The sequence below is a fragment of the Halomonas sp. NyZ770 genome (genome assembly GCF_020616575.1).
In the GTDB taxonomy this organism is placed as follows: Bacteria; Pseudomonadota; Gammaproteobacteria; order Pseudomonadales; family Halomonadaceae; genus Vreelandella; species Vreelandella hamiltonii.
On record NZ_CP085143.1, the window covers coordinates 527026 to 551780 of the forward strand.

The 24755-nt window shown below is 58.7% G+C and carries 23 protein-coding genes; all 23 read right to left on the bottom strand.

Annotation, left to right across the window (positions count from 1 at the left end):
• Positions 1-252 precede the first annotated feature (252 nt).
• Positions 253-684: a hypothetical protein gene (locus LG409_RS02565; RefSeq protein ID WP_227407534.1), complete on the bottom strand. Its 432-nt coding sequence runs from the start codon at positions 682-684 to the stop codon at positions 253-255.
• 16 nt (positions 685-700) lie between these two features.
• A complete protein-coding gene (locus LG409_RS02570; protein WP_227407535.1) occupies positions 701-1492 on the bottom strand; it encodes a DNA adenine methylase in 792 nt (263 codons plus the stop codon).
• The gene (locus tag LG409_RS18700) at positions 1443-1640 is read right to left on the bottom strand and encodes a Com family DNA-binding transcriptional regulator (RefSeq protein WP_227407536.1); all 198 of its coding nucleotides are present in this window, start codon (positions 1638-1640) and stop codon (positions 1443-1445) included. The genes LG409_RS02570 and LG409_RS18700 overlap by 50 nt, the downstream gene beginning before the upstream one ends.
• A gap of 149 nt (positions 1641-1789) precedes the next feature.
• A complete protein-coding gene (locus LG409_RS02580; protein WP_227407537.1) occupies positions 1790-2410 on the bottom strand; it encodes a hypothetical protein in 621 nt (206 codons plus the stop codon).
• Positions 2407-3936, bottom strand: a complete 1530-nt coding sequence (locus LG409_RS02585) for a hypothetical protein (RefSeq protein ID WP_227407538.1) — start codon at positions 3934-3936, stop codon at positions 2407-2409. Before LG409_RS02585 ends, LG409_RS02580 begins: the two co-directional genes overlap by 4 nt.
• A gap of 2 nt (positions 3937-3938) precedes the next feature.
• Positions 3939-4814 carry a hypothetical protein gene (locus LG409_RS02590; protein ID WP_227407539.1) on the bottom strand — a complete coding sequence of 292 codons (876 nt, stop codon included), beginning with the start codon at positions 4812-4814 and terminating at the stop codon, positions 3939-3941.
• Positions 4815-4816: 2 nt separating this feature from the next.
• Positions 4817-6250, bottom strand: coding sequence for a hypothetical protein (locus LG409_RS02595; protein WP_227407540.1), 1434 nt, complete (start codon positions 6248-6250; stop codon positions 4817-4819).
• A complete protein-coding gene (locus LG409_RS02600) occupies positions 6247-12660 on the bottom strand; it encodes a tape measure protein (RefSeq protein ID WP_227407541.1) in 6414 nt (2137 codons plus the stop codon). The genes LG409_RS02595 and LG409_RS02600 overlap by 4 nt, the downstream gene beginning before the upstream one ends.
• Before the next feature lie 11 nt (positions 12661-12671).
• A complete protein-coding gene (locus tag LG409_RS02605) occupies positions 12672-12995 on the bottom strand; it encodes a DUF1799 domain-containing protein (protein ID WP_227407542.1) in 324 nt (107 codons plus the stop codon).
• 47 nt (positions 12996-13042) lie between these two features.
• Positions 13043-13366 carry a hypothetical protein gene (locus LG409_RS02610; RefSeq protein WP_227407543.1) on the bottom strand — a complete coding sequence of 108 codons (324 nt, stop codon included), beginning with the start codon at positions 13364-13366 and terminating at the stop codon, positions 13043-13045.
• A 57-nt stretch (positions 13367-13423) separates the two neighbouring features.
• Positions 13424-14365, bottom strand: coding sequence for a phage tail tube protein (locus LG409_RS02615; protein WP_227407544.1), 942 nt, complete (start codon positions 14363-14365; stop codon positions 13424-13426).
• On the bottom strand, positions 14362-14799 hold the full coding sequence (locus LG409_RS02620; RefSeq protein WP_227407545.1) for a phage tail terminator protein: 438 nt from the start codon (positions 14797-14799) through the stop codon (positions 14362-14364). The genes LG409_RS02615 and LG409_RS02620 overlap by 4 nt, the downstream gene beginning before the upstream one ends.
• On the bottom strand, positions 14799-15077 hold the full coding sequence (locus LG409_RS02625) for a hypothetical protein (RefSeq protein WP_227407546.1): 279 nt from the start codon (positions 15075-15077) through the stop codon (positions 14799-14801). The genes LG409_RS02620 and LG409_RS02625 overlap by 1 nt, the downstream gene beginning before the upstream one ends.
• Before the next feature lie 9 nt (positions 15078-15086).
• Positions 15087-15497 (bottom strand): gp436 family protein, encoded by a 411-nt coding sequence (locus tag LG409_RS02630; protein ID WP_227407547.1) that lies wholly within the window; start codon positions 15495-15497, stop codon positions 15087-15089.
• 14 nt (positions 15498-15511) lie between these two features.
• On the bottom strand, positions 15512-16420 hold the full coding sequence (locus tag LG409_RS02635) for a Mu-like prophage major head subunit gpT family protein (RefSeq protein WP_227407548.1): 909 nt from the start codon (positions 16418-16420) through the stop codon (positions 15512-15514).
• A 41-nt stretch (positions 16421-16461) separates the two neighbouring features.
• Entirely contained in the window at positions 16462-16890 is a 429-nt protein-coding gene (locus LG409_RS02640; protein ID WP_227407549.1) for a hypothetical protein, read from the bottom strand.
• 36 nt (positions 16891-16926) lie between these two features.
• Positions 16927-18036 (bottom strand): phage protease, encoded by a 1110-nt coding sequence (locus tag LG409_RS02645; RefSeq protein ID WP_227407550.1) that lies wholly within the window; start codon positions 18034-18036, stop codon positions 16927-16929.
• Between the two features lie 56 nt (positions 18037-18092).
• Positions 18093-18974, bottom strand: coding sequence for a hypothetical protein (locus LG409_RS02650; RefSeq protein ID WP_227407551.1), 882 nt, complete (start codon positions 18972-18974; stop codon positions 18093-18095).
• A 409-nt stretch (positions 18975-19383) separates the two neighbouring features.
• Positions 19384-19824, bottom strand: a complete 441-nt coding sequence (locus LG409_RS02655) for a phage virion morphogenesis protein (protein ID WP_227407552.1) — start codon at positions 19822-19824, stop codon at positions 19384-19386.
• 126 nt (positions 19825-19950) lie between these two features.
• Positions 19951-21117, bottom strand: a complete 1167-nt coding sequence (locus tag LG409_RS02660; RefSeq protein ID WP_227407553.1) for a phage head morphogenesis protein — start codon at positions 21115-21117, stop codon at positions 19951-19953.
• Positions 21107-22714, bottom strand: coding sequence for a DUF935 domain-containing protein (locus LG409_RS02665; protein WP_227407554.1), 1608 nt, complete (start codon positions 22712-22714; stop codon positions 21107-21109). The genes LG409_RS02660 and LG409_RS02665 overlap by 11 nt, the downstream gene beginning before the upstream one ends.
• Positions 22708-24207: a terminase large subunit domain-containing protein gene (locus tag LG409_RS02670; RefSeq protein ID WP_227407555.1), complete on the bottom strand. Its 1500-nt coding sequence runs from the start codon at positions 24205-24207 to the stop codon at positions 22708-22710. Before LG409_RS02670 ends, LG409_RS02665 begins: the two co-directional genes overlap by 7 nt.
• Positions 24204-24755, bottom strand: coding sequence for a DUF3486 family protein (locus LG409_RS02675; RefSeq protein WP_227407556.1), 552 nt, complete (start codon positions 24753-24755; stop codon positions 24204-24206). The genes LG409_RS02670 and LG409_RS02675 overlap by 4 nt, the downstream gene beginning before the upstream one ends.

The window sequence follows — 24755 nt, forward strand, 5'->3', positions numbered from 1 at the left end:
AAAGTGGTTCAAAAGCAAAGCGTTAGAGAATATGATCAAGCCGCCCTTCGGGGCGGCTTTTTCGTATGTGTCTCGTATGGGTGTGCTGCTTGCTCATCGCCAGCCGATTGTTGCGATATCGTTGGCGCTCAGAAGCCTGGCTCCTGACTGTAAGCGCGTGACGCATTTGGCACAGACTAGCGGGATAATTGGCACAGCCATACATTGACCCCCCAAGCAAGTTTTAGCGGGATAATTGGCACTAACTAAGCGTTAGCAAGGCAGGTCATGATATGTGTGCTCTGTGGCAACTCTGCAGCGAGGGCAATGGTAGTACTGGGGATCTTTATTCAAAGGGGTCAGCCTACCCTCCTGTGAACATAACTGGCATATTGCATGCTTTGGATTATCTTCAGTCACGTACTCTTCTTTGAGTTCTAATACAAACCCACCTTGCTGGGTCTCTTTCAGGCGGTACTGGTCGAAACGCTCTTCGTTTGCCAGCTTGAGCTTCATCTCCCTATTTTCGTCAACCAGCCGATGATGTTCTGTCAGTAGTTCAAGAAGATCGGACTGTGCTGTTGTTAGCTTGTCCATGATGTCGCTCATCGCTGCATTGAGCTGTGCGCGATCATTCACGTCTCTGGCAGACCGTGCTAGATCAAGTGCTCCCTTAACAGCTGTTACTGCTGCTCCGATCTCCATGCTTTCCCCTTATTGATTAAAACAACCCCGCCGGTTCTTCATCTACATCCCAGCTGAAGATCAGCACCTCTTTGGCGTCTGAGCCTTTGCCGCCGCCGACGGTGTAGCGGATGTCGGTGGTTTCGATGTGGTAGTCCGCGAAGATCCGGCGGATGTCTGGGTGGTCGTTGAGGCTGATGATGGCCTTGCCTTTGAGCTTGGCCAGCATGGTCGCCATTTCCTCGTACTGCTCTATGCCAAAGGGTACTCCATATCCTTCTGTCTGCCAGTAGGGCGGGTCCATATAGAACAGCGTGTGCGGTCGATCGTATCGCTCGATGCAGGCTTGCCAGCTTAGGTGCTCAATGAATGTGCTGGCTAAGCGGAGGTGCGCTGCTGAGAGAGACTCCTCCAAACGCAGCAGGTTTAGCCCTGGTGGGGTGGTGGTGGCGGTGCCAAACGTCTGGCCTTCGATGCGGGCACCGAAGGCGTTTTGCTGTAAGTAGTAGAAGCGAGCTGCACGCTGGATGTCCGTGAGCGTTTCTGGTCGTGTCATCTTCAGCCACTCAAACACTTGGCGGCTGGAGAGCGCCCACTTGAACTGCCTGACGAACTCCTCCAAATGGTTCTGCACTACACGATAGAGGTTCACGAGATCGCCGTTGACGTCGTTTAGTACCTCGACGTCTGCGGGAGAGGGGCGCAGGAAGAACAACGCGGCCCCTCCTGCGAAGGGCTCTACGTAGCACTGGTGCGGCGGCATCAGCGGGAAGATACGATCAGCGAGGCGGCGTTTGCCGCCCATCCAGGGAATGATTGGGGTAGCCACGAGGCGTCTCCTTTAAGGGTTTGGAGCTCGTGGCTCTCTGCTGGTTTAGGTGCCTGCAACGCGGGCACTTTATTTCGATGAACTGATAGTCGCTGACGTTGGCCAGCTTGCGATTGCACTGCTTACAACGGATTTCGATTAACACCATGTCAAGCCTTCTAACGTTCTAACGTTTGGCTTAGACTGCCTTTGCCTCGCGAGGCAGGGGAGTCTTGGCCGACTTGCAGGCTTGATCTGCTTGTTGGTGGCCACCTTCGGTGTGTCCGCACCGTTGGTGGTCACTCCTCTTCTACTGATCTACAACGTCGCCGCTTGAATAAAGAGGCTGTCGACGTCTTGTGTTGATAGCCCTAGCGCGTTGCCGATTGCTAGCAGCTGGGGGTTGTTGCGCTCCCAGATGCTTGCTTTGTCTAGCCAGTTCCGGGCCAGTTTGCGCTCTACTGGGTCGGCGATGCCGTTGATGGCGTCGTCTACTTGCTCGTCTAGACCGCTGCGTATGAGCTGCTCCATGCCTTGCCTGCTTGTTACAGACTCAGGCACGGGCATCATGCTCTCTGCGAGCATGCCGAACTTGAAGGGCGGGACGTACGTTGTGGTGCCGCCTTCGCCGTCGTCTATTTCTCTTGGGCTTGTGTCGTAGACCGATTCGTAGAGGGCTAGTGCGTCGGGACTTGCCTGGATCTGCTGATATAGGCGATCAGAGGTACCGAGGCCGGTGTATGGGGTTTCTGCTAGGACAGTGACGTGTGGACGCCAATCGTTAAGCTGATCAGCTGTGAAACGGACGTAGTGGATGCGGTCGCCTGCTTGGTTAGCTGTTTGCGGGTCTCTGAGTTCGGGTGTGCCATTCTCGTCTGTGAGTGTGTCCGGCAGATCAGCGTTGGCGGGGAGATGCAGGATAGCGTCGATCATGTTCATAGTGCTGTTAGCTCCTGCATGACGGATTGTGAAACCGGGTATGGAAGCGAAAAGGCTTGGTAATAATTGCACCGCTTTACTCTAAAAACGCTTCCTCGTCCGCCCAATTCAAAGTGGGGCTCGATCTGCGATAAGTCGTCAGGCAGTGTACCCATAATCACACTTTGCCCGTTTACCGAAACTATCAAATCGCCGCCCGCGCTCCATGACACGCACATTTTGCAGCGCTCGTTGTAACCCGCCCTCATCGATTCGGGCAGCACCCCCGCATAGTTAACGCCGTCTACGACAAAGAAAATGCTGCCAATTTGCAAAGAGCCGACTGAGTAACCGATTCCTATGTAGTTGTTTGAGGACAACCCGATGCTGGCAATAAACGCGGCAGAACCGCTTGAGAAACGGTTGTTGAACTCCAGAAAAACAGTGCCTTGGTCCGTTCGTTCTAGATCAGCATAAACTCGTCTGCCGGATACTGTGACGGGCGCTCCAACGTCCTGATTCGGCGGCATCACACCTAGCTCTCGATACAACGACAAGCCAGAAAGAATCACGCCCGAGCTTGGGTCGGCTGGCGTTGATGTTGCACCACCATCACCCAAGCCTATTAGCAATCGGGCTGCCACACCGCCCTCTTCATAAACGTGACTGAAGGAGATTCTCACCACCCCATCCGCAAGAACCTCGACGTTAACGCCGTTGCTTGGAGTCTGGATGTTAAGCAAACCAACATCGGGGTAAACTTCGCCATTAACAATGTTCACTTTACAACCGTAATAAAATATTCCGTCGACACCTCTAACAGCAAAAATCAGCGTGTCGAGGCCGTCAGCAACAGCGTCAATTGCAAACGTCCAAGCACCCCCAGTCGTTACTTCACCCAGCGTTTGAAACATATAAGACTCGCCCGTTTCCGAGCTATACACTCTTGTTAGCGACTTTTCTTCACCGAAAGAGTCAATTCTGCTTACTGACTCACTCACTAGACGTAGTTTTGACCCCAAATTAACACGTGAATTTGGGTTTGGGATTAAATTTTGGTAGCTGCCTGTGATCAACAGTCCCTCAGGTTTTCCGCTGCGCCACTCCCTAACCACCCCTGCGGGCGAAACAACTAAATTCCCACCTGGCCCTTGCGTCCAAATTGGCGCAGTTCCCGTTGTTGTAAACACATCGGATGCGACGCCCGTATCTAACCGCGCCCCATCATCCCGCGTATACCGCCCCGCTTTAAAATCAGCACCCAAAGTGATCCGGTCACGGTAAGCGTCCAGCAGGTTGACTTTGTACGCCTCTGCCACTGCCTCAACGTACCTTTTCGCATCCTCCGCCCGATCAGCATTAGCCGCTGCTGCATCGATTTTGGCAGCATATTGAGCTGTGTACGCAGTCATGGCGAGGCCATTTTTGAACAGCGGTACAAGTCGGGTGATATACCCCAGGCCATCCAGCCCAGTATCTGGATCAGCATCATCGGTGTAAGTCTTGCCGTCGCCACCTAGTGCGACCGGAAACGTAACTGAGGCCATTTTTATAGGATCTCCAATAGTGACATCGCGTGCTCGTAGTTCGCGTGGTAGGGGTGTGTGATGTCGTTGAGTTCGGTTTGCTGGGCAATCATTGCCCGCGCAAAATTCGTGGGTGACGGTCTCGGCGACCAGAGGTAGAGGATCTCGCCGACGATGTCTTGCGTGCGTTGTAGCCTGTGCAGACGCAGAAACGCTTCATCTTCCGTGAGGTTTGATAGCTGGAATTGCACGGTGCGTTTGGGCGTGACGCGTCGAGCGTAGCCGGTGCGTTTGGGGTCGCCAGCGCGGGTGATTTGGGTGCCGGTGTCATAGCCGTGGCTGACGTTCCAGTCGAGGTTCTTGATGGGCTGCCAGACGTCGGCGGGCATGACGCGGCCCAGCATGATCGCCCCGTCAGGGTTTGAGGTATCGAGCAGCTCGACGTGTAGGCTGGTGCCCAGCAGTCGCTCCTCAAATAGCACCGGGACTAGTGGTGTGTACTTGGTTCGGTCATCTTCTGAGAGACGGCGGTTCCAGAAATTATCGTTTCCCCATATCACATCATCCAACCCATACAGCACGGGCCAGACGTTTTGCCAGCCTGTGTCGTCGATCAGATCGGTTTGGCCTGCGTCTCGGTAGACGCGCACCCTGATCGTCGCTGTAGCGCTCAGGTTATGCGCATAAATTGCGAGCACTTGCAGGCGCTCGCGCTTGGGTAGCGTGATTGAAAACTGCGTGGCCGCTGGGTCTAACGAAGTGGTTTTAGCGACGACTGAGGTACGGTCATCTTGAACGTGCGTTAGCGGCAAGGTGCTGACCCAGCTACCACCGCTAACGACAGCGTCATCGATGTAGTTGGGCCAGCACAGCGCGATTTTGTTGGGATCAAGTGCCATGGTTAGCCCCACAGGTTCAAAGTGATTTCGTCGGTTTGGGCGTTGAGCCTGAAGCCTGTCACGCGCATCGCTCGCCCTGCGCCGTAGCCCTGGCGTGGGGTGAAGAGCGTGAGATTTCCGCCTACCGTCGGCAGTAGTGCTTCTGTGGCTTCCACGGTGACGGTATCGCGGCGGACGCCCAATAGGGCCAGTACGCGGGCGGCCACTGCCTCGCTTTGGCTGTAGCTTGCAAGCACGCTATTGATCGTGAGTTCACCGGCGAGCGGGTGACGTTCGCGCACCGCTTCATCTGTTGCGACCACGCGGCGAGTCTGCCGCGCCAAGCGTGCGCGGCGGGCCTCAGAAACGTTGCTTTGCAGGTCTGGCTGCACTGTTTCGATGCGGTCGCAGTCAATGTTGACGCGCCACACTGGCAGCCCGCCGGGGCCTGCGCCGGTGGCACTGCGACTGACGGTTTGAATGGCGTAGTCGCGAATCGCAGCGTTACTGGGCTCGGGCTCCTCCCACTCGCCTAAACGCAGCACTTGATCCGCTTGTACGGCCAGCCAGCCGCCAATGCTCTCTGCAATACGGTCGAGCAACTCAAGAGTGTTGGTTTGTGACGTGATATAGAAGCGCACCGCGCCGTAGGCGTTAAGCGCGGTCACATCGCTTGCATGTAAGGTGTAGCCGCGTGCGGTGGCCAGCGCTTGGGCAACGGCCCCGGCGCGTGGGTCTGCTTGCGTGGCATCGACCGTTAGCGTGCCCGTGGCGTTATCGCCAAGGCGCACATACCCCTGAAAAGCCCGGAAGGTGCCCTCAATCGGTGCGGTGCTTTGCAGCTGCGCCAGGCTTGTGTATGCACCGCCGTTGTCGAGCGCCACACCTTTGTCGTAAACGGCTTGAATTGTGCAGTCTGCGAGTGACGATACTTGGTAGATCAGCAGCGCGGTATTGACCAGCACCGGCTGGGCATTACGCACTTCACCGAACACCAGCGGCTTGGGTTCGCCAGCGATGTCGTCTTGGGTACCTTCCAGTCCGTTTGGCAGCACGTTATCACCCGCGTAAGTCTGCATCGGATGCGGCGAGCGTAGCGGCTCCAGGGGGTCGCGCAGTACGACTGACACCTCGTCATCTGAAAACGCCAGGCGTGCCACCGTACCGATGACTTGCGGCACGCCATCGAGTGCCAGCACCATCTCGCGACCGTCCACGGCATAGTCGGCTAGATAGTCCAGCTCGCCGTCGGTGTTGATCAGCGTTGTTTCACCGTAGCCGCTGCGGCTTTGCTGGAGTAGCTGGCCAGCGTACAGCCCCGCTTCATACAAGCCCGGCTGCATAATGCGCGGGTCGTAGAAGTTGTCTTCCGCATCCATAAAGCGGCCCAATGAAAACCGGAGCGTTTGCGGTTGGTTCTCTTCGTCGCGGGCTTGAAGGGTGAGCGTCCAGGTCATCGTTTCGCCGCCTCTAACCGCTTGTCGTCTTCCATCTTTTTCAGCATCTTGTTGCCGCGCTCGGTGGCGGCGATCTGCTGCGTGGCAGCGGCTCCGCGCTGGTTGTTGGCTGCAGCCAGGTGCTTATTGCTCTCGCCCTGCAAGCGGGCGTTGTCGCGGCGCAGCTCTGCGACCTCGCGCTTGAGATCGCGCAGGGTTTCCACGATGTCGCTGTTGCCCAGCAGTGGGTAACTGGGCAGTGGAGCGGCACGCAGTGTTGGTGTTGAGCCCACCGCTTGCCCACTGTTGAGCGCTTCGAGCATGCCGCGAACGCCTGGCTGCTTGACGACTTCGCTACGTACGACGAACTCTTCAGCGTGCACGATGCCTGCCGGGTCCCACTTGCCGCCGGGGCCTGTCCAGCCGCCGTTGGCGAACGGTGCCAGCTCTCCGGTTAGGGAGCGGTATTCCCGGCGCATGCGCTCCAGTTCGTTTTCTCTGCCTGCTGCTAGCTCTAAACGTCGAGCCGTCCACGCTGCCATCTGGCTCTGATATGTCCATCCGTCGATGCGGTCGACAAACGAGCCTTGATCGCCATCAATCCAGTTATACGTGCGGTAGCGGTCTACGTTGTCGTTGGCATTGCGACCCGTTGACTCGGCCAGGGTATAGAACTCGTCGATTTTGGATTGCACGCGGCCCGCGTCTACACGCATTTGCTCGGCTTTCTGTGCCGCGACGCGCTCTTGCTCGATGCGGGCTATCTCATTTTGTGCAACGCCGAGGGTGTTGATGGATTCGCGCAGGCTGATCATGGTGCTGTTCAAATCGACAAATTGGTCGGTCGTGCGCGACATCTCAGAAACGAGCCCATTTAAAGAGGTGAGCTGCTCAAGCGCCCGCTCTTCAAGCGACCGTGTGTTGTCGTCGATGTCCTTTAAATGGTCGAGATCCGTCCGGCCAAAGGCCACATCGGCGAGCAGCTGCAAACGTTGCGTGCCGGAAGCGGCGTTGATCACAGCCCATTCGTCTTGCGTGAGGTTCAGCGAGCCGCTGGTTTTCAGCGTTTTGATGACGTCTTCTGAGCGTGCATCCAGCAGCTTGCGCTCGTCGCCCGTGATGCGGCCATCTTTTAGCGCGGCTTCTAACGTGGTCACGAACCGATTGCTGCTCGTGAGTGCCAACGTGCGGACATCGCCGGACATACCCGAGGCAAGGATGCCATCGACCGTCGTCATGATCGCGTTGGAGTTAGCGAGGCCAAATGTGCGCACGTCAGCGGGGATACCGCGTTTCAGCACTGCATCCACGGTGGTTAAATACGCGTTCGTGGAGTTCAGCGCGAGCCTGCGGTCGCCACCTGTGACCTGTTTGCCGATCAACTGGTCGATGGTGCTGACGTAGCGGTTATTGCTGTTGAGCGCCAGGCGTCTGTCGCTGCTGCTGATATCACGACCGACGATGAACTCGACGTTTGCAAGGTAGCGGTTCGCGCTATTAAGGGCCAGCGTGCGGTCAGCCTGGCTAATGTCACGGTTGACGTAGTAACCGATGAGGGCTTCGTACTGCTGACCTGCTGAGAGCGCCAGGCGTCGATCACCACCCGTGATAGGGGCATCGACAACGTAACGAATCACCGCGTCATAGCGGTTTGTGCTGTCGAGCGCGAGGCGACGATCCGCGCTGTTGATGTTGCTGCCGAGCACGATGTTGACGGTTGTGATGTAGCGATTCGACGACGCAAGGGCGATCTCTTTACTGCCATCGTCAATATCCTTACCAACGATGTAATCAAGAGTGCTCAAGTAGCGATTGCCACTGGTGAGCGCTAGTTTCCGGTCATCGCTGCTCACGTCGGCACGGGTCGCGTAGTCGATGAGGGTTTGATATTCGTTGAGGCTGCTCAGCGCGAGACGGCGGTTGCCGCCCGTTAGCTCGGCACGCACAACATAGTCCACCAGCGTGGTGTAGCGGTTGGCGCTATCGAGGGCCAGTGTGCGGTCGTCTGCAGTGATATCGCGCCCAAGGATCATGTTGATCATCGCGCTGTACGCGTTGGATGTTTCAAGCGCCAGCCGCTTGTTCTCGCGGTCCAGCTCTGAGCGCACCACGTAGTCAATCACCGCGCTCATGGTGTTGCTGCTGGCGAGTGCCAGGCGCTTGTCGCCGTCGCTGAGCTGGCGGCGGGCGATGTAGTCGACCGTCGCTACCAGGTTGTTCGATGACGCCAACGCTAACTGGCGTAGCTCGCTATCCAGCTGGATTTCGCCGAGCAGGTAATTCAGCGTAGAGTCGAGCCGGTGGGCTTGTTCGCCCAAAATAGTACGCAGATCCTGCGGCAGGGCTGAGGCATCGGCGGCAAAATCAATCAGCGCATCAATGGTGTACTGCGAGGCGAAAATCGCGCGTTCGATCTCGCGTGCCATTTCATCGGTGACGATGCCCCGGAAGCCCTCGACGATAAACTCGGCATCGCTCAGCGCCTTGGGCAGATCCTTCAGCGCTGAAAAAACGTCTTGCTCGATGCGCTGGCCAGCGGGGCTTGAAGCATTGAAGTCACGATTGGCGTCGAGTACTTGCTGGGCGTACTGCGTGATGCTCTGGAGCGCGTCGCGGTCGCCGTTCTCTGCGCGTACCAGCTGCCGAGCGAATTGCTCTTGTGCGGTCGCCAGATTGATTTGGGGCGTGCTGCTGGTCGCCATCTGCTTGTCTAGCCAGTTGCCAATGCTGCCTAATTGCTGGCTCAGTTGGTCACGCACGCGGGTCAGTTCGCGGATGTAGCCCTGGGCTGCCTGGGTTGCCCGCTGCTGGGCTTCTGCCTCATCCTGCATGGCCCAAATGCGTTCACGCATGGGGCGCAGGCTTTCATCGATAGACGCCAGCTCACGCTCGCGTTCCAGGGCCAGTGCGCCTTCGGCGTCGCCCATCAATGCCAGCAGTTCAAGCTGCATGCCGAACTGCTGTTGATCGAACGCTTGCCAGGCGCGGCGAGCTTGCTGCTCGGCGCTTGCTAGCGCCGATTCTGCTTCTTGAAGCATCTGGTCAAAGCGTTGGCCAACACGTTCTAGCCCACGCTCGATCTCGACCAGGGCCGGTGCCAAGTTCATGGCTTCGTTGTATAGCTCGCGCCCGGAAGCCGTGGTGAGGTCGATACCGTCGACTAGGTCGCGTAGCGCATCGGTGCTGTTGATCACCTGGCCGGTGCGAGCGGTGAACGCGCCGATCGCTTGCGCTGCTGCCGACATCGCACGCTCTTGGCGTTCGGTTTCGGTGAGGACGTTCTGATAGTAGTAGTCGGCTCGGGCGCTGAACGCATCGATGCCGCCTGCCAAGTCGGCCAAGTGGCTGGCGGCGCTGCCACCGGCAAGCGATGCAGCCAGTGTTGAGCCGTGCAGTTGCTCCAGGATGGGGTTGAGCGTGCTGAGGGCACCGGCGAGGCGCTCCAGGGTGTCGATCGTCGTCTCGCCGCCCAGGGCGTACTGGCTGACGTCGCCGACAGAGCGAATGGCCAGGGCGTTGAGGGTGTTGCCCAGCCATTCCTGGATCTTCGCTTCTGCGTCTTCGGCGCTAAGGCCTTTGGTATCAATGCGGGTAAGGCCGGTGGTGAAGCCCACCAGGGCGGATGACTGGAAGCCCAGCACTTCGATAGTGGCGGCTAGTGACTGCTCGGTGGCGTCGTAGACCTCCTGCAAGGCGCTGGCAAACTCGCCGTCGAGGGCGCTGGTTTGGGTGCGGCGCTTGCTGGAGCGGAACCAGCCGCCGGAGCTGTGTTGGTCGCTAAACTGGTTGCCTGTGATGTCGCCACCCGACACGCCCAGGTTCACGCCCGAGCCGGTTTCATTCCAGCGGCGGCCACCGAACAGCCCGCCCAGGGCAGAGCCGAGTCCGGACCCGATAAAGGCACCGATAGGTCCGCCAAAGTAGGTGCCAGCCAGCCCACCGAGGGTGCCCAACGTGTTGGAGTGCTTGCCTTGGCCGAACAGTTGGCCACCGAGGTAGTTACCTGCGAAACCAGCGCCCAGGCCCGCGAGGCCCTGCACGCCGGAGAAGTTGCGCAGGCTGCCGCCCATGAAGCTGGTACCGCCACTGGCCCCCATGCCTGCCGTTGCGCTGCCTGCCCAGCCGCCTGAGTAGCCGGTGGGCACGCCACCCCACTGAATCCCGCCTAAACCGCCCTGCAAGGCGTTCCACATGTTGCCCACGCTGCCGGGGCTGATGCCAAAGCCACCCGCCTGCTGGCCACCGGCACCGCCAGCAAGGCCCATACTCGCTGCTAACTGCACGGTGATAGGCCGAGTGATGGCCATGTGCAGCAGCTCGGCGAGGGTTTGATCCCACATGCGGCGGATGGTGTCAGTGGCGCTGCGGCTGCCGTCGACGGCACCCAGCCATAGATCGGCAAAGCCGTCGTCTAACCGCCGTAGACCATTAACGCGCAGCTCCTCCATCGCGCCTTCCATGGTGTAGAGGGCGTTGGTGGTGCTGGTGGCCAGGTCATCGGCGTCGTTTTGGGCGTCTATATACGCCGTTTGCAGAGAGCCGATTAGGTAGAGGTATTCGCTGGCCGTGATGCGGCCCATGGCGAATGCCAGGTTGAGGGTGTTCTGGTCCTGGGCGAGCTGGAGGGTTTGCCTGCGGTGAGGCACCAGCCGATTGCGCAGGTTCTCGATGGCCGTGGCTTGGGCGTTGGTGGCGCGAGTGAGTTCATCAGCGGCTTTAGTAGCTACTGCATTCGTGTCGGCGAGCGTCCGGGTACTTGTTTCAGTTTTTCTCGTGGTTTCGCCCAGTTCCTCCATTATTTGGTCATACTGGCTCAGTATCTCAGTACCGCCCTCAATGTCGGAAAGGAGTTGGTTCAGTTCATGCCGCAGCTCTCGGCCACGCGCAATGTCTTCCGCCGTAGCAATCGGTAGCGCACCACCTTCGGGCGTAAGCTGGCCTGATTGCCGCACTAGGCGTGAAACCTCGACCAACTCATTACCGAGGCGGCCCGCTTCAAGACGCATCTCGATTAAGTCGCCGACGATGGATGCACGACGGTTTTCTTGCTGCGCCTTTGTCAACAGATGAAACGAGCTGGTCAGGCCATCAACGTCAAGGGTGGTCTGGTAGGCCGCGTCGCCAGTTAACCCCAGCTCATCGCGAAAATAGTAGATAGCACCGCCCGCAACGACGGCAGCCCCCAGCGGGCCGCCGATAAGTGCTAGCGCCCCGGCAGCCACGCGAGTAGCACCGGCCATGGCCGTCGCGGCTGCCGCTTGCCGGGTAGTGGCCCCGGTTAGAAGATTGATCGCGCCGGTGGTGGTGGCCACCACCGCCGTTTTCGCCGCCAGGGCGGCCTGGCTGGTGGCAATGGCCCCCACGTAACGGCCCGCCAGCAAAGCGGCCACGGCGGTGGCGGCGAACTGGATGTTGTCGATGTTATCGACCAGCGGGTCAATGGCGGCGTTCATCAGGTCGGCGGCACCGATCAGGATGCCCGCGACGCCTTCCGACGCGCCCATGGCCTGGTCAAGCTCGCCGACCAGGCGCGTGGCGGAGGTGCCGATGCGTACAAAACCATCTTCAATGGTGGCGGGCATTTCACCGGCGCGTTCGCGCACGTCGTCCAGGGAGTTGATCAGGGCGCTGGCGATTACATCGCCGGTTATCCGGCCTTCAGAGGCGAGCCCTCGCAGTTGGCTGACGGTGACGCCCAGTTGATCGGCCAATGCCTGGGCTACCTCACCGCCATTGGCCAGCACCGTCTCCAGCCCATCGGCTTGCAGCCTGCCGACGGCCATGGCGCGGGACAGGGCATTTTGCACAGCCTCGGCCTGCTGGCCACGCGTTGCAGTCAGCACCAGCATGTGGTTGAGCGATTCGGTGTAATCCGCTGTGTCGGCGGCTGTGCGGCCCAGATCGCGCAGGGCTGAGACGTTGCTGGCGTAGGTGCGGGCGGTCTGTTCCAGCGGGGCATAGGAGGCATTGGCGATATCGGTGATGCGCTCCATCATGTCGCCCGCCGCGCTCATGTCGCCGATGGCCGCACCGACGACCGATCGCATGTCTGACCAGCCATCGGTCATGCCCGCGAGCTGGCGGACGGAGAACGCGCCCAGGGCAAGGCCCACCGTTGTTCGCAGCAGGTTGAAGTGGCTGTTGGTGGTTTGTACTTGCTGGCTGGTTTGGCTAAGCGCCTGGGTGGCTTCACGCCCGCCCTGGGTGGCTTCGGTGCCAAAGGCGCGGGCTTCGCGCTGCGTGGTGCGTAGGTGGTCTGAGACCGTCACCGCGCTACGGCCCGGTGCCGTGAGCGCGGTATCGGCCTTGCGGCTTTCCCGCTCGGTAGTGGTGCCAAATTCCCGCACGTCGTTCTGGGCATCGCGGAGCGTGCCGGAGAGCTGGCGGCCATCGCCAGTGAGGGTGACGCTAAGCGTTAGATTGTTCGCCACGGTGTGTCCTTCTAACGTTTAGTTGCGGGTTTCTTCTGCAGTACTTGTAGTGCGCCCAGCTCGATCAACTGAACCTGGTCGATGCGCTCAATCATCGTTTCCTGGGGCAGTCGGTAGATGCTGAGCAAACTGATAAGGGGCGTAAGATCCAGGCCTTCCACTTCGTCTAAGCCTTTGTAGCGCCACTGCCTGCCGCAGCGCTGGAACAGCTGCACGGCGTCCCAGTTCTCTGGCAGTACCTCGAAGAGATCCGGCTCGGCGGCAGCGGCTTCGGCTTCTTCGGCTAGCTCGCCGCCCAACGTAATGCCCAGCGCGGCGAGGTCATCCGTGACCAAGTTGGGCTGTTCCGTATTGGCTTCAGCCCAATGAATGCCAGCCTCGACTAGATTCGCCCACGGTTCTTTTTTGAGACGCTCTCTTGGTAAGCCGTGACCAGTGCGGTGCTCGCGGCGGGGTCGTTTTTCACGGCGTGCAGCAGTGCTTCACCCTGTAGCGGCTGGCCGTCTTCACCCGGTACCTCCAGTTCGCTCACACCAATCAGTACATGATCAAGCAGCAGCGAGTCGGCGGGCATTTCACGCAGCTTGTCCTGCGGCAGTGCTTTGAACTTGGCCGTGAATTTTCCGGTCTGCTCTTTGCCTGCTTCGTCGTAAATGGTCAACGAGACGGGATAGGTATACGAGCGGTTGGTATTGAGTTTGAACACGGTATTACTCCTGATTAACTGCGGTTTAACCGCCGCTTACGCAGCGGTGCTTGTGGGTTACTTGACGACGATGGTGACTTCGTCGTTACCGTCGACCGGCTCGGGCCGGTAGTTCATGGTCAGCATCTGGGTGCCGTCCTGGTCGGAGTACGTGGGCGATTCGATACCCACTTTCGGCATGCTGATTTCGATGATCTGGCCTGCGGTCTTGCCGTGCGTGAGCGTGAGCGCACCTGTCTCAGCGTTTTGTGAGACCTCGAAGTAGTTCTTCACCCCTACGCCAGGGTCTTCAATGATCAGCTGGCCAGACGGTGCGCGCCCGGTGATCTGAATGTCGTTGGAGCCGACGATCTTCTTGTGAACCACCTCGCCACTCATATCCAGCGAGAACTGATTGAACGGTACGGTGGCCCCCATGAAGGTCAGCGGCTCGGTGTTGAGGGTGTTGACCGCTAAGGCAGCGTTCCACTGGCTGAGTGTGACGGCGGGGAGTTGTTCTGGGGTGACGGGACTCAACAGGCCTCGCAGCGTGAAACGAACAACAGGAATACTCTCAGCGTTGACCGTGAAGGCCGCCGTGCCATGTACCCCACGGCTTTTGTGCAGGTTGCCATCGACATGGGCGAAGAACACGCCGCTGTCTTCGTTCTCCGATACCGGTGCGTAGGTCACGCTTTCGTTATCGACGGTGTTATCGATGACTTCCGAAAAGCCGCAGCAGCGCAGCATCTTGCCCCACGGCGGAGCCGTGCCAGCGGTGCCGCTAGTGCATAGCTCGACTTCCACCTGCACCTCTACGTGCTTCTCCCCAGCGGCACGCGGGCTATTGCCGTAATACGGGCGCACAAAGTTACGTTCGATGTCGTTACCGCTGAGCGGGGTAACGGTGATCTCACGGGTTAACACGGCATCAGTAGCTGAATCAGGCAAGGTGGTGCCGTCGTTGTAGTCCGACTCTAGGGCGAACAGCATCGCCCGGCGGTTCGTTTTTAGGCTCACGGTGAAGTCTCCTCAAGTGGCCAAAAGTATTCGGTGGTAAACACGTCAGCCCAAAACAGGGCGTGGCTTTCCAGCGCCAGCAGCTGGCCGCGATGCCATTTCACGGGGATGTCGCAGCCAGCTGGCAGCCAGTTGATCAAGCCGTTCAGCGCGGGCTGCCGCAGCCTAGCCAGTTCGTCGTCGCCTGATGTCGCCACCGGGCCGAGCGGCGCGTTCATGCGTTTAATACCCGTGACCAGGAGCACTTCGGTTTTCACCCGGTGCCGTGCCTGGTTGCTCATTGCCCCGTGGCTCACCGTCTCGCGCCCTAGCACCAGCATCATGTTGGGCAGGCCCACCTTGTTCTTGGCCGCTTCAACATCGGCGGCCAGCTTCACGCTGGGCAGCCCTTCCAGGGCGTTTAAACGGTCGAGCCACGGGATGAGCGAGAGCATTACTTGGCCTCTTTGCCTGGTTCGTCAGCCGCTGGCTTAGCAGGCGGTGGGGCTAGCTCTACGGTCAGCGCGGGGTCGTCGCTGATGGCTTTGTAGGCGCTGCCTTTGTCGTCCAGCGTCAGGTACTTCCACTCGTTCGTGAAGATCACCCCGCTGTTGGTGCGTTTGGCACCGGTGGCTTTCGTTTTCACCCGCACCCGTACGTCTTTGCGCGGTACCGGCGGGGCTTTCTTTTCAGCGCTTTCGGGCGCTGCTTTGGTGGTCTGTTTGGCACTCATTGCCATCTCCTAAAAACCGCCGCCGGAGAACACACGACGACTTGAGTTCATTTGCACGCTGCCTGCACTGCTACTCCCTTGGCCGGTCGAGATACCCAGCTTCACTTCGCCGCGTGATACGGAGCGCAAAAACTTCACCGCGTCGTCGTAGCGCTTCTGCACCTGGTCGGTCGCGTGTTCGTCGTACAGCCGGTAACGGGCGATGTCGCAGGCGTAGGCGGTGACGATGCGCGGCACGGGCGACAGCGGTACGGGGTAGCCCGCGGCACTCACGTAGCCGTCGATCTCGCCAGAGGCGTCGTCGCAGGCGCGGTCGACGGCGGCGTTATCAATGGCCATGCCCGTTTCATCGCGGGCGATGGCGAGCAGCTCATCCTCGCCAAAGCGCTCGACCAGGTCGGCCTGGGTGCAGTACGGCATGGGTTAGTGCTCCGTTATGCCGCTGCGCTGGGCAGCCAGGGGTTCATGATGAGCTGTGAGGTGTTAGCCCATTCGTTGGTCGCGCCTGCTTCATTCATGGCGTTGGTGAGAACGCGCCGTGCGGGGCCTTCCATGTTGCTCGGCACCATGGTGTGGCTATGGCGCAGGGCCAGTGGCCGCTCATGGTCGCCCTTCAATTCCTGAAGCTTTTTGCGAGCCAGCTCGTAGTTCTCTGCGTTGAACGGCTGGTTAGAGCGCACCACCAGTTGCCACAGGCCTGCACCGGCATTCACTCGGGCGTCTACGCCCATGAGGAAGTTGTCGGTCATGAAGACTTGGGTGTCGTTCAAATTGGTCAGGGCGCGGAAGTCATAATCACGGCGCTTCTGGAACACCATCGGCTTGATGGCGCGGGTTAAGTCCATGACGTACCAAGCCGCGCCATTACCGCCCATATCATTGGAAACGCCGACCAGCTTGTTTTTGGCATCCAGCACCGGATGGTCATTGGCAAACAGGCGCTTGCCGTCGTAGCAGATTGGGTTGGCGGCCAGTACCTCAACGGCGATTTCATTGGGGTGCTGGCGGCTGGAGCGACCAAACTCTTCGTACACCGGTGCATACAGGCCGTAGGTGTCGTCTTCGATACTGTCGCGAGGCACGCCAGCAGTCAGCTCGAACTTGCGGTTCCTGATCGAGAAGTCCGCGCCTTCCAGGCCGTGGATGACTCGATCACCCAGCCACTCACGCATACGCGGCAAGGCTTTGAGCCATGGGTACACTTCCACAGCGGTGGTGCTGTTCACGACTGTGCAGAACTGTTCGTAAACGCTGCCCGCGTCGCCGACAGAGTTAAAGCCTTGCTGGAAGTTGGCCCGGTAGGCCTTGAACAGGGCGTTCAGGTTGGCGTTATTCAAATCCATGGTTGCTATCCTCTTGGGCCAAGCGGGCCGTTAGTAGGGCGTTACAGGTAGACGCCAGAGGTGGGGTCAATCAGCACCCACACGCCAAAGTCGTCTACGCCGTCGATGATTCCGGCAAGGGAGCGGGTCGCCTCGCCATCGGTTTTGGCCACTGTGTGGTCGTCCACTAGGTAGCAGGGCTTGCCAACATCAGCGGCGGTGATTTCGTCTGCCGCAGCGGAGTTGTCGAAGGCAAAGCAGCCGATCTTCACATCGACGTGCTGGTCACCTGCACCGCCAGCAGTGTTGTCTTGGTAGTGGGTCGCGACGCCAACGGCCACCAAGCCGGTCGCGGTAGCGCCCGCCGCCACAAAGCCACTGGCGGCCAGAGCCACGATGCCGCCTGCAAATACCACGGCACTGGCTGCTAAGGGATAGCTACGGCTGGTGTTATGGCGGTACGGCGTATTGCGGTTTTTGCTAAGAGCCACGGTGATATCCTCTTGCGGAATGAGTGGGTGCCGTCGTTACGCGGGGTTGGCGGCGCGGTACTGCTCGGGCGTTAGGCCAATGCTCTTGCACACCGCCAGCTCGGCGTCAGTCAGCTTGCCGTCGCCTTTGGTCTCGATGCCCTCCGGGGGCTTGCCCTGAGTTTGTGTGGCTTTTAGTGCGGCGATGCTTGGGGCACCTTCAATGTGTGCCTTGCAGGCCGCTAGGCCTTGCGTGCGCAGCCAATCGGCGGTGGCTTTACCGGCAATACGGCCATCGTTAAGGCCTTCGGTGATGAGCGCTTCCAGTTCAGCGGTGTTGCTGTTGGCTTTCAGGGCCGCAAGCTGCTGAGTGGTTTCTTGGTACACGGCTACGGGCACAAACTGCGTCATGTCCGGGGTAGCGGCTGCACTAGTCGCTGTGAGCGCTGCTACGGCTTCCGCTGGCTTCGCGTCGTCTTTGGCACCCAACGCGGTGCGGAAGGCGTCGGCATCTGCCTTGGCGGCTTTCAGTGCGGCGATGGCGGTGTCGATCTGTTCGTCGGTTGCATCGGTGGCCAAGCCGAGCGTGGCAATCAGTTGTTCACGTTTCACGGTGTCGATCTCCTGGGCGTCGTCAGTGACGTCATGGGCAATCGCCATCCGAGCGGCGGCCAGCTGCGCCGCGCCCTCATCAATGGCGGGGGTGTTTGTTAACGCCAGGTGCAGCAGATCGAGCGGCACACCGTTGGCGTCGTAGGGGAAAACGGGGGAGAGATAGCGGTAAGCTGGTGGCTCGCCATTGGGGCCTTCAGTCACCTGAGCGCTGGCCGTGGCCGTCCAGGCCACTGATCCATACAAGCCATCGTCACGCCATTCGAGCGAGCGCGGGTCGACCCAGCCTGCCGCTGGTGCAGGCAGGCCGTTCTTCTCGGCGTACAAGGTTTGGTGTTCGTAATCGATGACGATGTCGGTGCTGCGCGCAGCGGCCAAGCGGATAATCGCCTGGGCAGCATCGGCAGACAGATACCAGGGGCCAGAGCCTATTGCAGCCCCACGCGGTACGTGAAAGGTGCCAGCAGGCATCAGGCGCGTCTTGTCGTCAGTGATCTGCACTCGAAGAGCGCAGGCGGCGACGCGGGGCTTTGTTTGAAGGCTTTGTGTTTTCATGCCCCCATGATCGGGGGCGGGGGAGGCTAGCGGGATTTAGCGTGGGTTAAAGGAATTCAAGGCTTATCAGAGTCAAGGTCTAAGTTGATCTGGTTGCTTTCTACAGGGCCATCTTTTTGAAATTCGTCATAGACCTTTGTATTGAAGAGGTGAGCAGACTGTACATCCAGGAAGCCAAAAACTAGCTCAAAATTAGCTTCATCTAAATGTTGTATGCTCTGTGTGAGCGGTATTCGGTCGTAAAGCCTTTTGTAAAACGTAGTGAAGGTGACTTTGTGTGTGACTGGGTCTCTGAACCCGCTCATGAGCGGCAGGACGCGAAGCATATCCCTACTGTCGACAGGGTCTACTGAACCCATTAGCCTGCCGACATAGACTTTCCCATTTTTCAAAGTGAAGCAGATAGGTTTGGCCTGATCCATGCCTCTGAAGAGAATGAGCTCAAAATCTGCATTCATATGAGTAATGGCACGATACAAAGGTCTAGACGAGGAGTAGCCGTATATTTCTTTCAAGTAGTAAGAAGGATTAAACCGCCGACCCTTTATGCCGTTACCGACTAGCAGCACCCAATCCTGCTCTTGCATGGTCATTATGCCTTGCAAGAAATTCAAGATGTAGCTTGCAGGTATACATATTGTGAAGACCATCCCTAGGACTATTATCCAGTAAGAGACGGCCATGCTACTTTCGTTTTCACTTAGTGGCAGATGGGCTTTCACCCAAAAGGACAAGGTCTTAGTGGCCCATAGGAGGTGATCTTCCATTAAGCTCACCAAAAAAACAGATACTACTAGGAGCGTGATACCTGCTGCTGCTGCATAAAAATAGACGCCCTGAGAATCTTGGCGTCTAATAATATATCGCGATTCATGCCATTTGGTTATAAACAAATAGCCTGAAAGGACTGTGACGAAAGCAATCAGCGCTTGGAGCATTCTGGATTACGTTTCCGATACCCTTAGCCCATGCTCCAGTCTTTCTGAAGCTTTCAACTGTTCTTGAAAAGCTTTAGTTTGAACTACATCCGATGCCTTCATGGTCATAACACCATTACCGACCACATGATAGCGTGGCTTCTCTCTCCGCTCTTTTTGCGCTCGTCTGTAGCTTATCCAAAAGCGACGCTTCATTTTCTCAAACATACTCACCTTCCCCGATGCGTACTCGCCAGCCTCTACGTGGGCCGTTCTGAGTCTTATCTTTGTACCTATACAGTCCAATGTAGCAAAATATACGTGAAATCGATATCTAACGCACCTCTAACGCGCCTCACGGCGAAAATGCGTGCCAGCGTAGCGGGGGAGCGCCTTGCGGAGCTTACAGGGCACTTCTGGCTGTTCGTGGTTAGAGGCTGAAATGGTCGGCGAGGATGCCCAGCACTTCGTCTTCGTCGTCATCGTTGAGACCGACAAATTCTCTCCCTGGGATGTCACCCCACAAGTGGGGGAACTCGGCCTTGGTACCACCCCAGTGCATCATTGGGCCGTAGACCATCAGGCTGCCCCATTCGACGCCTTCGCTGCTGGCGCTGTAGCTGAACTGCTTGGCGAGCTGCCTGCTTTCGCCTTCGAGTACACGGTCATGGCCTTTGCGCTTTTCGGTGGAGGGGGCGTTCGGTGCCCAGGGAGTGCCGTCCGGTGCTTCTTTATCGCGGAACCGCTGCTGGGTGCGGTTGACCATCTCTTCACCAATCGACTTCATCGGCGCGGTGAGGTCGTCGCCTTTGCTGATCAGGTCGGTGATGGCGCGTTCGATGGCGTCTGTGTTGGCGTTGATGGTGATCATGGTTCTCTCCTATACTGTGCGTGTGGTGCGAACGACCAATATTCGCCTGGTGTACCCTGCGCAAGCAGATGAGGTATCTGGGGATGGCGAACCAGCGTTGCACCACGTTCCTCAAGCTCAGTTCCTCTAGCGCACGCGCTCCATCTTCTGCCTGACTTCCCGCTCGGCCTTTTCATCGTTCACGATAAACAGCGTGAGGAAGTAGTTCTTCTTGCCATCTGCTGTGCGCTTTAGCGCGGCTCTGTATAGCCGTTCGCCCAGGCTTAGATAGACCATGCGCCCTGGTTCGCCTTCGCGTTGGTACACCTCGCCTTCATCGAGTATCTGCTGAATGCGCCGGTAATCTTCCAAGCCCACCTCGGGGTGGCTGGCCTTATGCGCCATCAGGCTCTCTTGAGAGAGCAGCACCACGGGGCTTTCTGCCCCTAGCGCTTGGCGTTCTACGTGTGGAACCACCGCTACAGGATACTCGCCTTGCACCTCGCCATTCCAAAAGCGGTTGAATAACGGCGCTTCGACTAGGTCGGCGACGTTCTGTCTAGCAATGGTGGCTTCTACACTATCGAGCCGGTTAAGCCGCGCAGCGATCGCACGCTCGGTGGCGGTTTGCCCTGGGGCGTAGTCCCAGCCGGGTTGCACTCCATTTGGCACGGTGACCACTTCGCCGGTGGTGTTATCGACGCTTTCATAAGTGCCGTCATTCGGCGCAGCATCTGGCCCATCTTTGCCCAAGCGCTTCAGGCCGCGCTCGTTTAACGTCTCGACACCGCAGTTGCAGCCCCAGCCATTAGGTGGGTAGTGCGCTTGCCACCACGGATGGTCGTGACGCAGAACCAGGTTGTTCCAGCGCTGGTGCTGCTGGCGTGGGTTCTCGATGGTGTTGTGGATGTAGCGCCAATAGGGGCGCAGGCGCACCACATCGGGGTCGGTCATCTGCTGCCAGCGGCCAGCGGCGTAACTGGTGTCCAGGTTCGTCTTGTAGATAAGCCGAGTGCGCCAGGCGCGGCCCGCTTTGGTGTCTTCCCCTGTCCAGCCCGTCCAACCGCGTTTCGATACGATCTCTTCAAACTGCTTGCGGAACTCGCCAAGGCTCTGGCCGTTGCTGATGGCGTCATCGACTGCGCCGCGAAGATCCGCAAGCAGGTCGGCCTTGGTAGCGCCCGCCACGACAAAAGCGGCGTCGTTTTGGTCGCGTGTGATTTGCCCAGAACGGGTGGTGGGCAAGTTCAGCTTGTTACGGAAGAACTCGGTTTGCTCTGCGAATGGGCGATTGAACTGGGCGCTAATCGGCATCGCCGGTTTCCTCATCGACGCTGGCCCGGCCTGCTAACGCTGCGGCCTCAAAGGCGATGGCCATCACGTCTGCAAGCTCCGATTCGTCGAGGTCATCGAAGGCGCTGGCGATCAGCTCTTGCAGCTGCTCGAAGCTCTCTGCTTGCTCAACGAGCTGCTGCACCTGCGCCACCCAGCCATCAACGATTGGCTGTGCTTGGTCGTCAATCTGATCGAGGGTGGCATCGCGGTAGTAGCTCGGCTGGCCCGGTTGCGTGGGTGCCTGGCGCAGGGCGGCTAGCGGTGGCCGTGAGGCGGGAATGCGCAGCGCACCAAAGGGGTTTGGCGCTGCCTTTGGCATAAGAATATCTTCGCCGTCTTGCGCCTTGGGGATGCCGGATTTCTCATGCAGCCACCACAGCGGGATCTTCGCGCCCATATCCACAAAGATGGGCAGTGACTTTGATAGGCGTTCGAGGTCTTCGGTTTCACCGGTGTCGAGGAAAAAGCGTGGTGCGCGGCTTGGCTTATCAATGCCGTAATTTAAAGCCGACATCGGCCATAGAATTTGTTTACCGATACTGCCCGCGTACTGGCGCACGTCTGAGCGAATGAGGCTCATCTGGCCGCGTTCATGTACGTTGCCGAGTGCGTTGGTGTTTGTGCCTTCGCCTGTACCGCTTGTCAGGGTGCCGCCTAGAATGGCTTTGGCTTTGGCACGTTCGCACCAGTCCATCATGGCTTTGTAGATATCGGCTGACGCCCCTTTGCCTGCCGCTTCGGTGAGTTCGATGGCCATACCATCGGGAATGATGCCTGCGGCGTTCTGGCCCAGCGTGACCACGGCGCGCAGCAGCGTTGCCTTCTCTTTCTCGGTGGCGTTGCGGGGGTACTTACCGATGCGGGCCGGTAGGCCGTAGATTTCCAGCAACTGCGCTAGGTCGCCCAAGGCGTAGTTTTGAAACAGATAGGGCCACGCGAGCATACGGTGTAGGCCCATGCGGGCGACGTAGCCAGACTTTGCACGGTGGCGGTGTTGCACCCAGCCAAGTGGCCATAGCTCCGCACCTGTCGCGCTGTTATCGCGCAGGGTGATGCAGTTCTGGTCATCCGGGTGGAGCCTGAACCAGCTATGGGGGCGCAGCGTGGGCTGCTCGATGTAGCGCAGCGCGCCGTCGCGTTGCCACGATAGTTCCAGGTTGGCCCAGCCGTGGCCGATGCCGGTACCGAGATCAAGAATTAGGTCTTCCACTTCCAGCGCACTGAACACTTCGATGGCTTGCTCTGTTGCACGCTTCTCTATAGCGCTGGCGTTATCCGGCGGTACGATCTGCCACTCCAGCTCGGCGGCGAGCTGGCGACGCTTGCCGAGATCAGCGCCAATCTGGGCGTCTTTCTCCTCCATGTCGTCAAACAGCTCGCCTTGAGCTTTAAGGTCGCCTTGCTCTGCGGCCTCTAGGATCTGGTAGAGCCGGGCGGGCGTGAGCCCCTTTGTCGGGTGCTCGGCGAACTCTCTTTTGAGCTGGCCGATGCGGGCATCCTGGGTTTGTTCTTCCTCTAGCGCCTGGCTGCTGTCGCTGCCGAATAACCGCTTGATGAGTGCTTTAGGGCTTACCATGCGCCGCCTCCTATTCCAAAGCCGCTGGGTTCAATGTCGTCGCTGTCGTCGTCCTGGCGGGAGCCAGGCAGGGGCGCGGGGGTGAATTCGATCTCGATGGCTTCCAGCTCGGCGGCGTGGTCGGCCAGTACGCAAGCCATTGCGCCATCGCCGTGGCGTTCGCCGCTGGTTTTGCCTTCGGGTAGGCGGGCAACGCCGCGTACCAGCTTGAAGGCGCGGTGGTCATCGACTAAGTCGTCATCCTTCGGGATGGTGATTGAGCCATCCTCAAAGCGAGCCTTATAACGGGGCATGCGTTCGCGGTACCAGTTTTCGGTGGCCATCACCTGGTCAACGATGGAGCCCCACTTATCCGTGGCCGCTTCGCCCATGTACGCGCCGTTTCCTCGGCTGTCGATGGCAACGCCGCATAGGCGTGGCAGCGCGTCACCAATGGCAAACAACACTTGTTCTTGCTGCTTGAACGGCACGTTGTGCATTTCCATCAGGAAGGGCACCGTGCGGTGCAGGGTATCGCCGATCTCCATGGGGGCAATAACCGAGAGGTCACCGCTACGGGCAAAGTCTTGCCCCAACGCATGCTGTCGGCGTGGGTTAAGCGTGGTCAGCACAGGCTTCAGGTTGTCGGTGATCCAGTCGGCCATTTCGGCAGCCCGCAAGGGTTCGGGCATGGCGTTAAATTCTCGCGTGCCGTTAAAGCGCAGTACCGGGGCGGGAGCCATGCACGCCTCAATCATGACCCGCGTTAAGTAGCTACCGCCGCCCTGGGCAGGAATGCAGAACAGTTCTTCGTCTTCGTTGGGCTTATAGCGGTTGATCAACTGTTGCCGCCAATGGGCTTCGCCCTCACGGGTCCACGGCTGGCCGGTGACCCTGCAAATGCGCTTGTAAAAGCCATCGGCTAGGGCGTTGTCCAGGTCAACACGGTGCAGGCTGTAGTCGTACTTACCGGCGCGTATGTCATTGACCAGCTCATTGAACGGGTTATCTTCGCCGTTGTGGGTGCTGATGATACGGATCTGGCCGCCCCAGATAGTCATGGCCATCGCCGCTTTTAGCAGCTCCTGGATGTCATCCACGAACGCAGCTTCATCAATCACCAGGCGTTCGCCAGGGCGACCTTTACTGCGCAAGTTACGCGGGTTGGAGGTAAAGGCCTGGATCTGGTTGCCGCTGTCGAACTTGATGGTGTAGCTGAGGATCTGCTTGTCTTCGGCTTCAATCACCGATTCTTCGATTTGACTGGCAGCGGCCTGATAGGCTTTGGCCCACCCAGCGCAATCCTGAATAAAGCCTTGGGTCATTTCTTTGTTGTAGGAGATGTAATAGACGTTAGCCCCTTCGCTGGAGGCGGCATACAGCACGTCGTCTGCCGCTTCGCCATAAGACAGGCCGATACGCCGCGACTTCTCAATGACCTTGACGGGAGACGTGTCTTTCACCCAGCGCTGCTGGTAGGGCAGCAACACACTTTGATCAATGGCGGCGCTCACGACATGCCCTCCAATATGGCAGCGCGAAGTGCCGCGACACCTTCATTGGATAGCCCCTGGGCACGGCCTGCCGTCTCAGCTTTGGCGGCTGCTTCTTTGGCTACTTCCACGCGTAGCTCTTTCGCCCACTTTTTCTGACTGAGTGACACGCGCCCAATATCGGCCATCGCTTTGGTGACGGTAGCGATATGCTTTGCGGCTTTCTCTGGCTCATGCTCAGCATTACGCAGCGCTATCAAGATTCGTAGCAGGTGGTCTTGTGCAATGCGGGCGGTGGCATCGAGTAACGAACCACTCTCATCGTCTTGATCCGCGACCATAGCCTTGGCTAGCGCTGTCGTTTTTTTGACATCGCCCATGGCTTCTTCAAACTCTTCCTGCAAGTCCTGGCCATAGCGGTGAACGCTGGACTTGGAAACGTTATAACCGCGCTCGCCTAGCCACCCGGCTAACGCTTCATAGCCTTGGAAGCCGCTGCTGACGAGCTTCTCGTTTAGCTCTTCGCGCACCTCTTGGGGAAGGTCAAAGACCTTGTTGCGTGGCGGCAT

Coding starts and splice junctions, on each gene's coding strand:
- LG409_RS02565 (WP_227407534.1), bottom strand. CDS start 684: ATGGAGATCGGAGCAGCAGTAACAGCTGTTAAGGGAGCACTTGATCTA.
- LG409_RS18700 (WP_227407536.1), bottom strand. CDS start 1,640: ATGGTGTTAATCGAAATCCGTTGTAAGCAGTGCAATCGCAAGCTGGCC.
- LG409_RS02580 (WP_227407537.1), bottom strand. CDS start 2,410: ATGAACATGATCGACGCTATCCTGCATCTCCCCGCCAACGCTGATCTG.
- LG409_RS02585 (WP_227407538.1), bottom strand. CDS start 3,936: ATGGCCTCAGTTACGTTTCCGGTCGCACTAGGTGGCGACGGCAAGACT.
- LG409_RS02590 (WP_227407539.1), bottom strand. CDS start 4,814: ATGGCACTTGATCCCAACAAAATCGCGCTGTGCTGGCCCAACTACATC.
- LG409_RS02595 (WP_227407540.1), bottom strand. CDS start 6,250: ATGACCTGGACGCTCACCCTTCAAGCCCGCGACGAAGAGAACCAACCG.
- LG409_RS02620 (WP_227407545.1), bottom strand. CDS start 14,799: ATGCTCTCGCTCATCCCGTGGCTCGACCGTTTAAACGCCCTGGAAGGG.
- LG409_RS02625 (WP_227407546.1), bottom strand. CDS start 15,077: ATGAGTGCCAAACAGACCACCAAAGCAGCGCCCGAAAGCGCTGAAAAG.
- LG409_RS02630 (WP_227407547.1), bottom strand. CDS start 15,497: ATGCCGTACTGCACCCAGGCCGACCTGGTCGAGCGCTTTGGCGAGGAT.
- LG409_RS02635 (WP_227407548.1), bottom strand. CDS start 16,420: ATGGATTTGAATAACGCCAACCTGAACGCCCTGTTCAAGGCCTACCGG.
- LG409_RS02645 (WP_227407550.1), bottom strand. CDS start 18,036: ATGAAAACACAAAGCCTTCAAACAAAGCCCCGCGTCGCCGCCTGCGCT.
- LG409_RS02650 (WP_227407551.1), bottom strand. CDS start 18,974: ATGCTCCAAGCGCTGATTGCTTTCGTCACAGTCCTTTCAGGCTATTTG.
- LG409_RS02655 (WP_227407552.1), bottom strand. CDS start 19,824: ATGATCACCATCAACGCCAACACAGACGCCATCGAACGCGCCATCACC.
- LG409_RS02660 (WP_227407553.1), bottom strand. CDS start 21,117: ATGCCGATTAGCGCCCAGTTCAATCGCCCATTCGCAGAGCAAACCGAG.
- LG409_RS02665 (WP_227407554.1), bottom strand. CDS start 22,714: ATGGTAAGCCCTAAAGCACTCATCAAGCGGTTATTCGGCAGCGACAGC.
- LG409_RS02675 (WP_227407556.1), bottom strand. CDS start 24,755: ATGCCGCCACGCAACAAGGTCTTTGACCTTCCCCAAGAGGTGCGCGAA.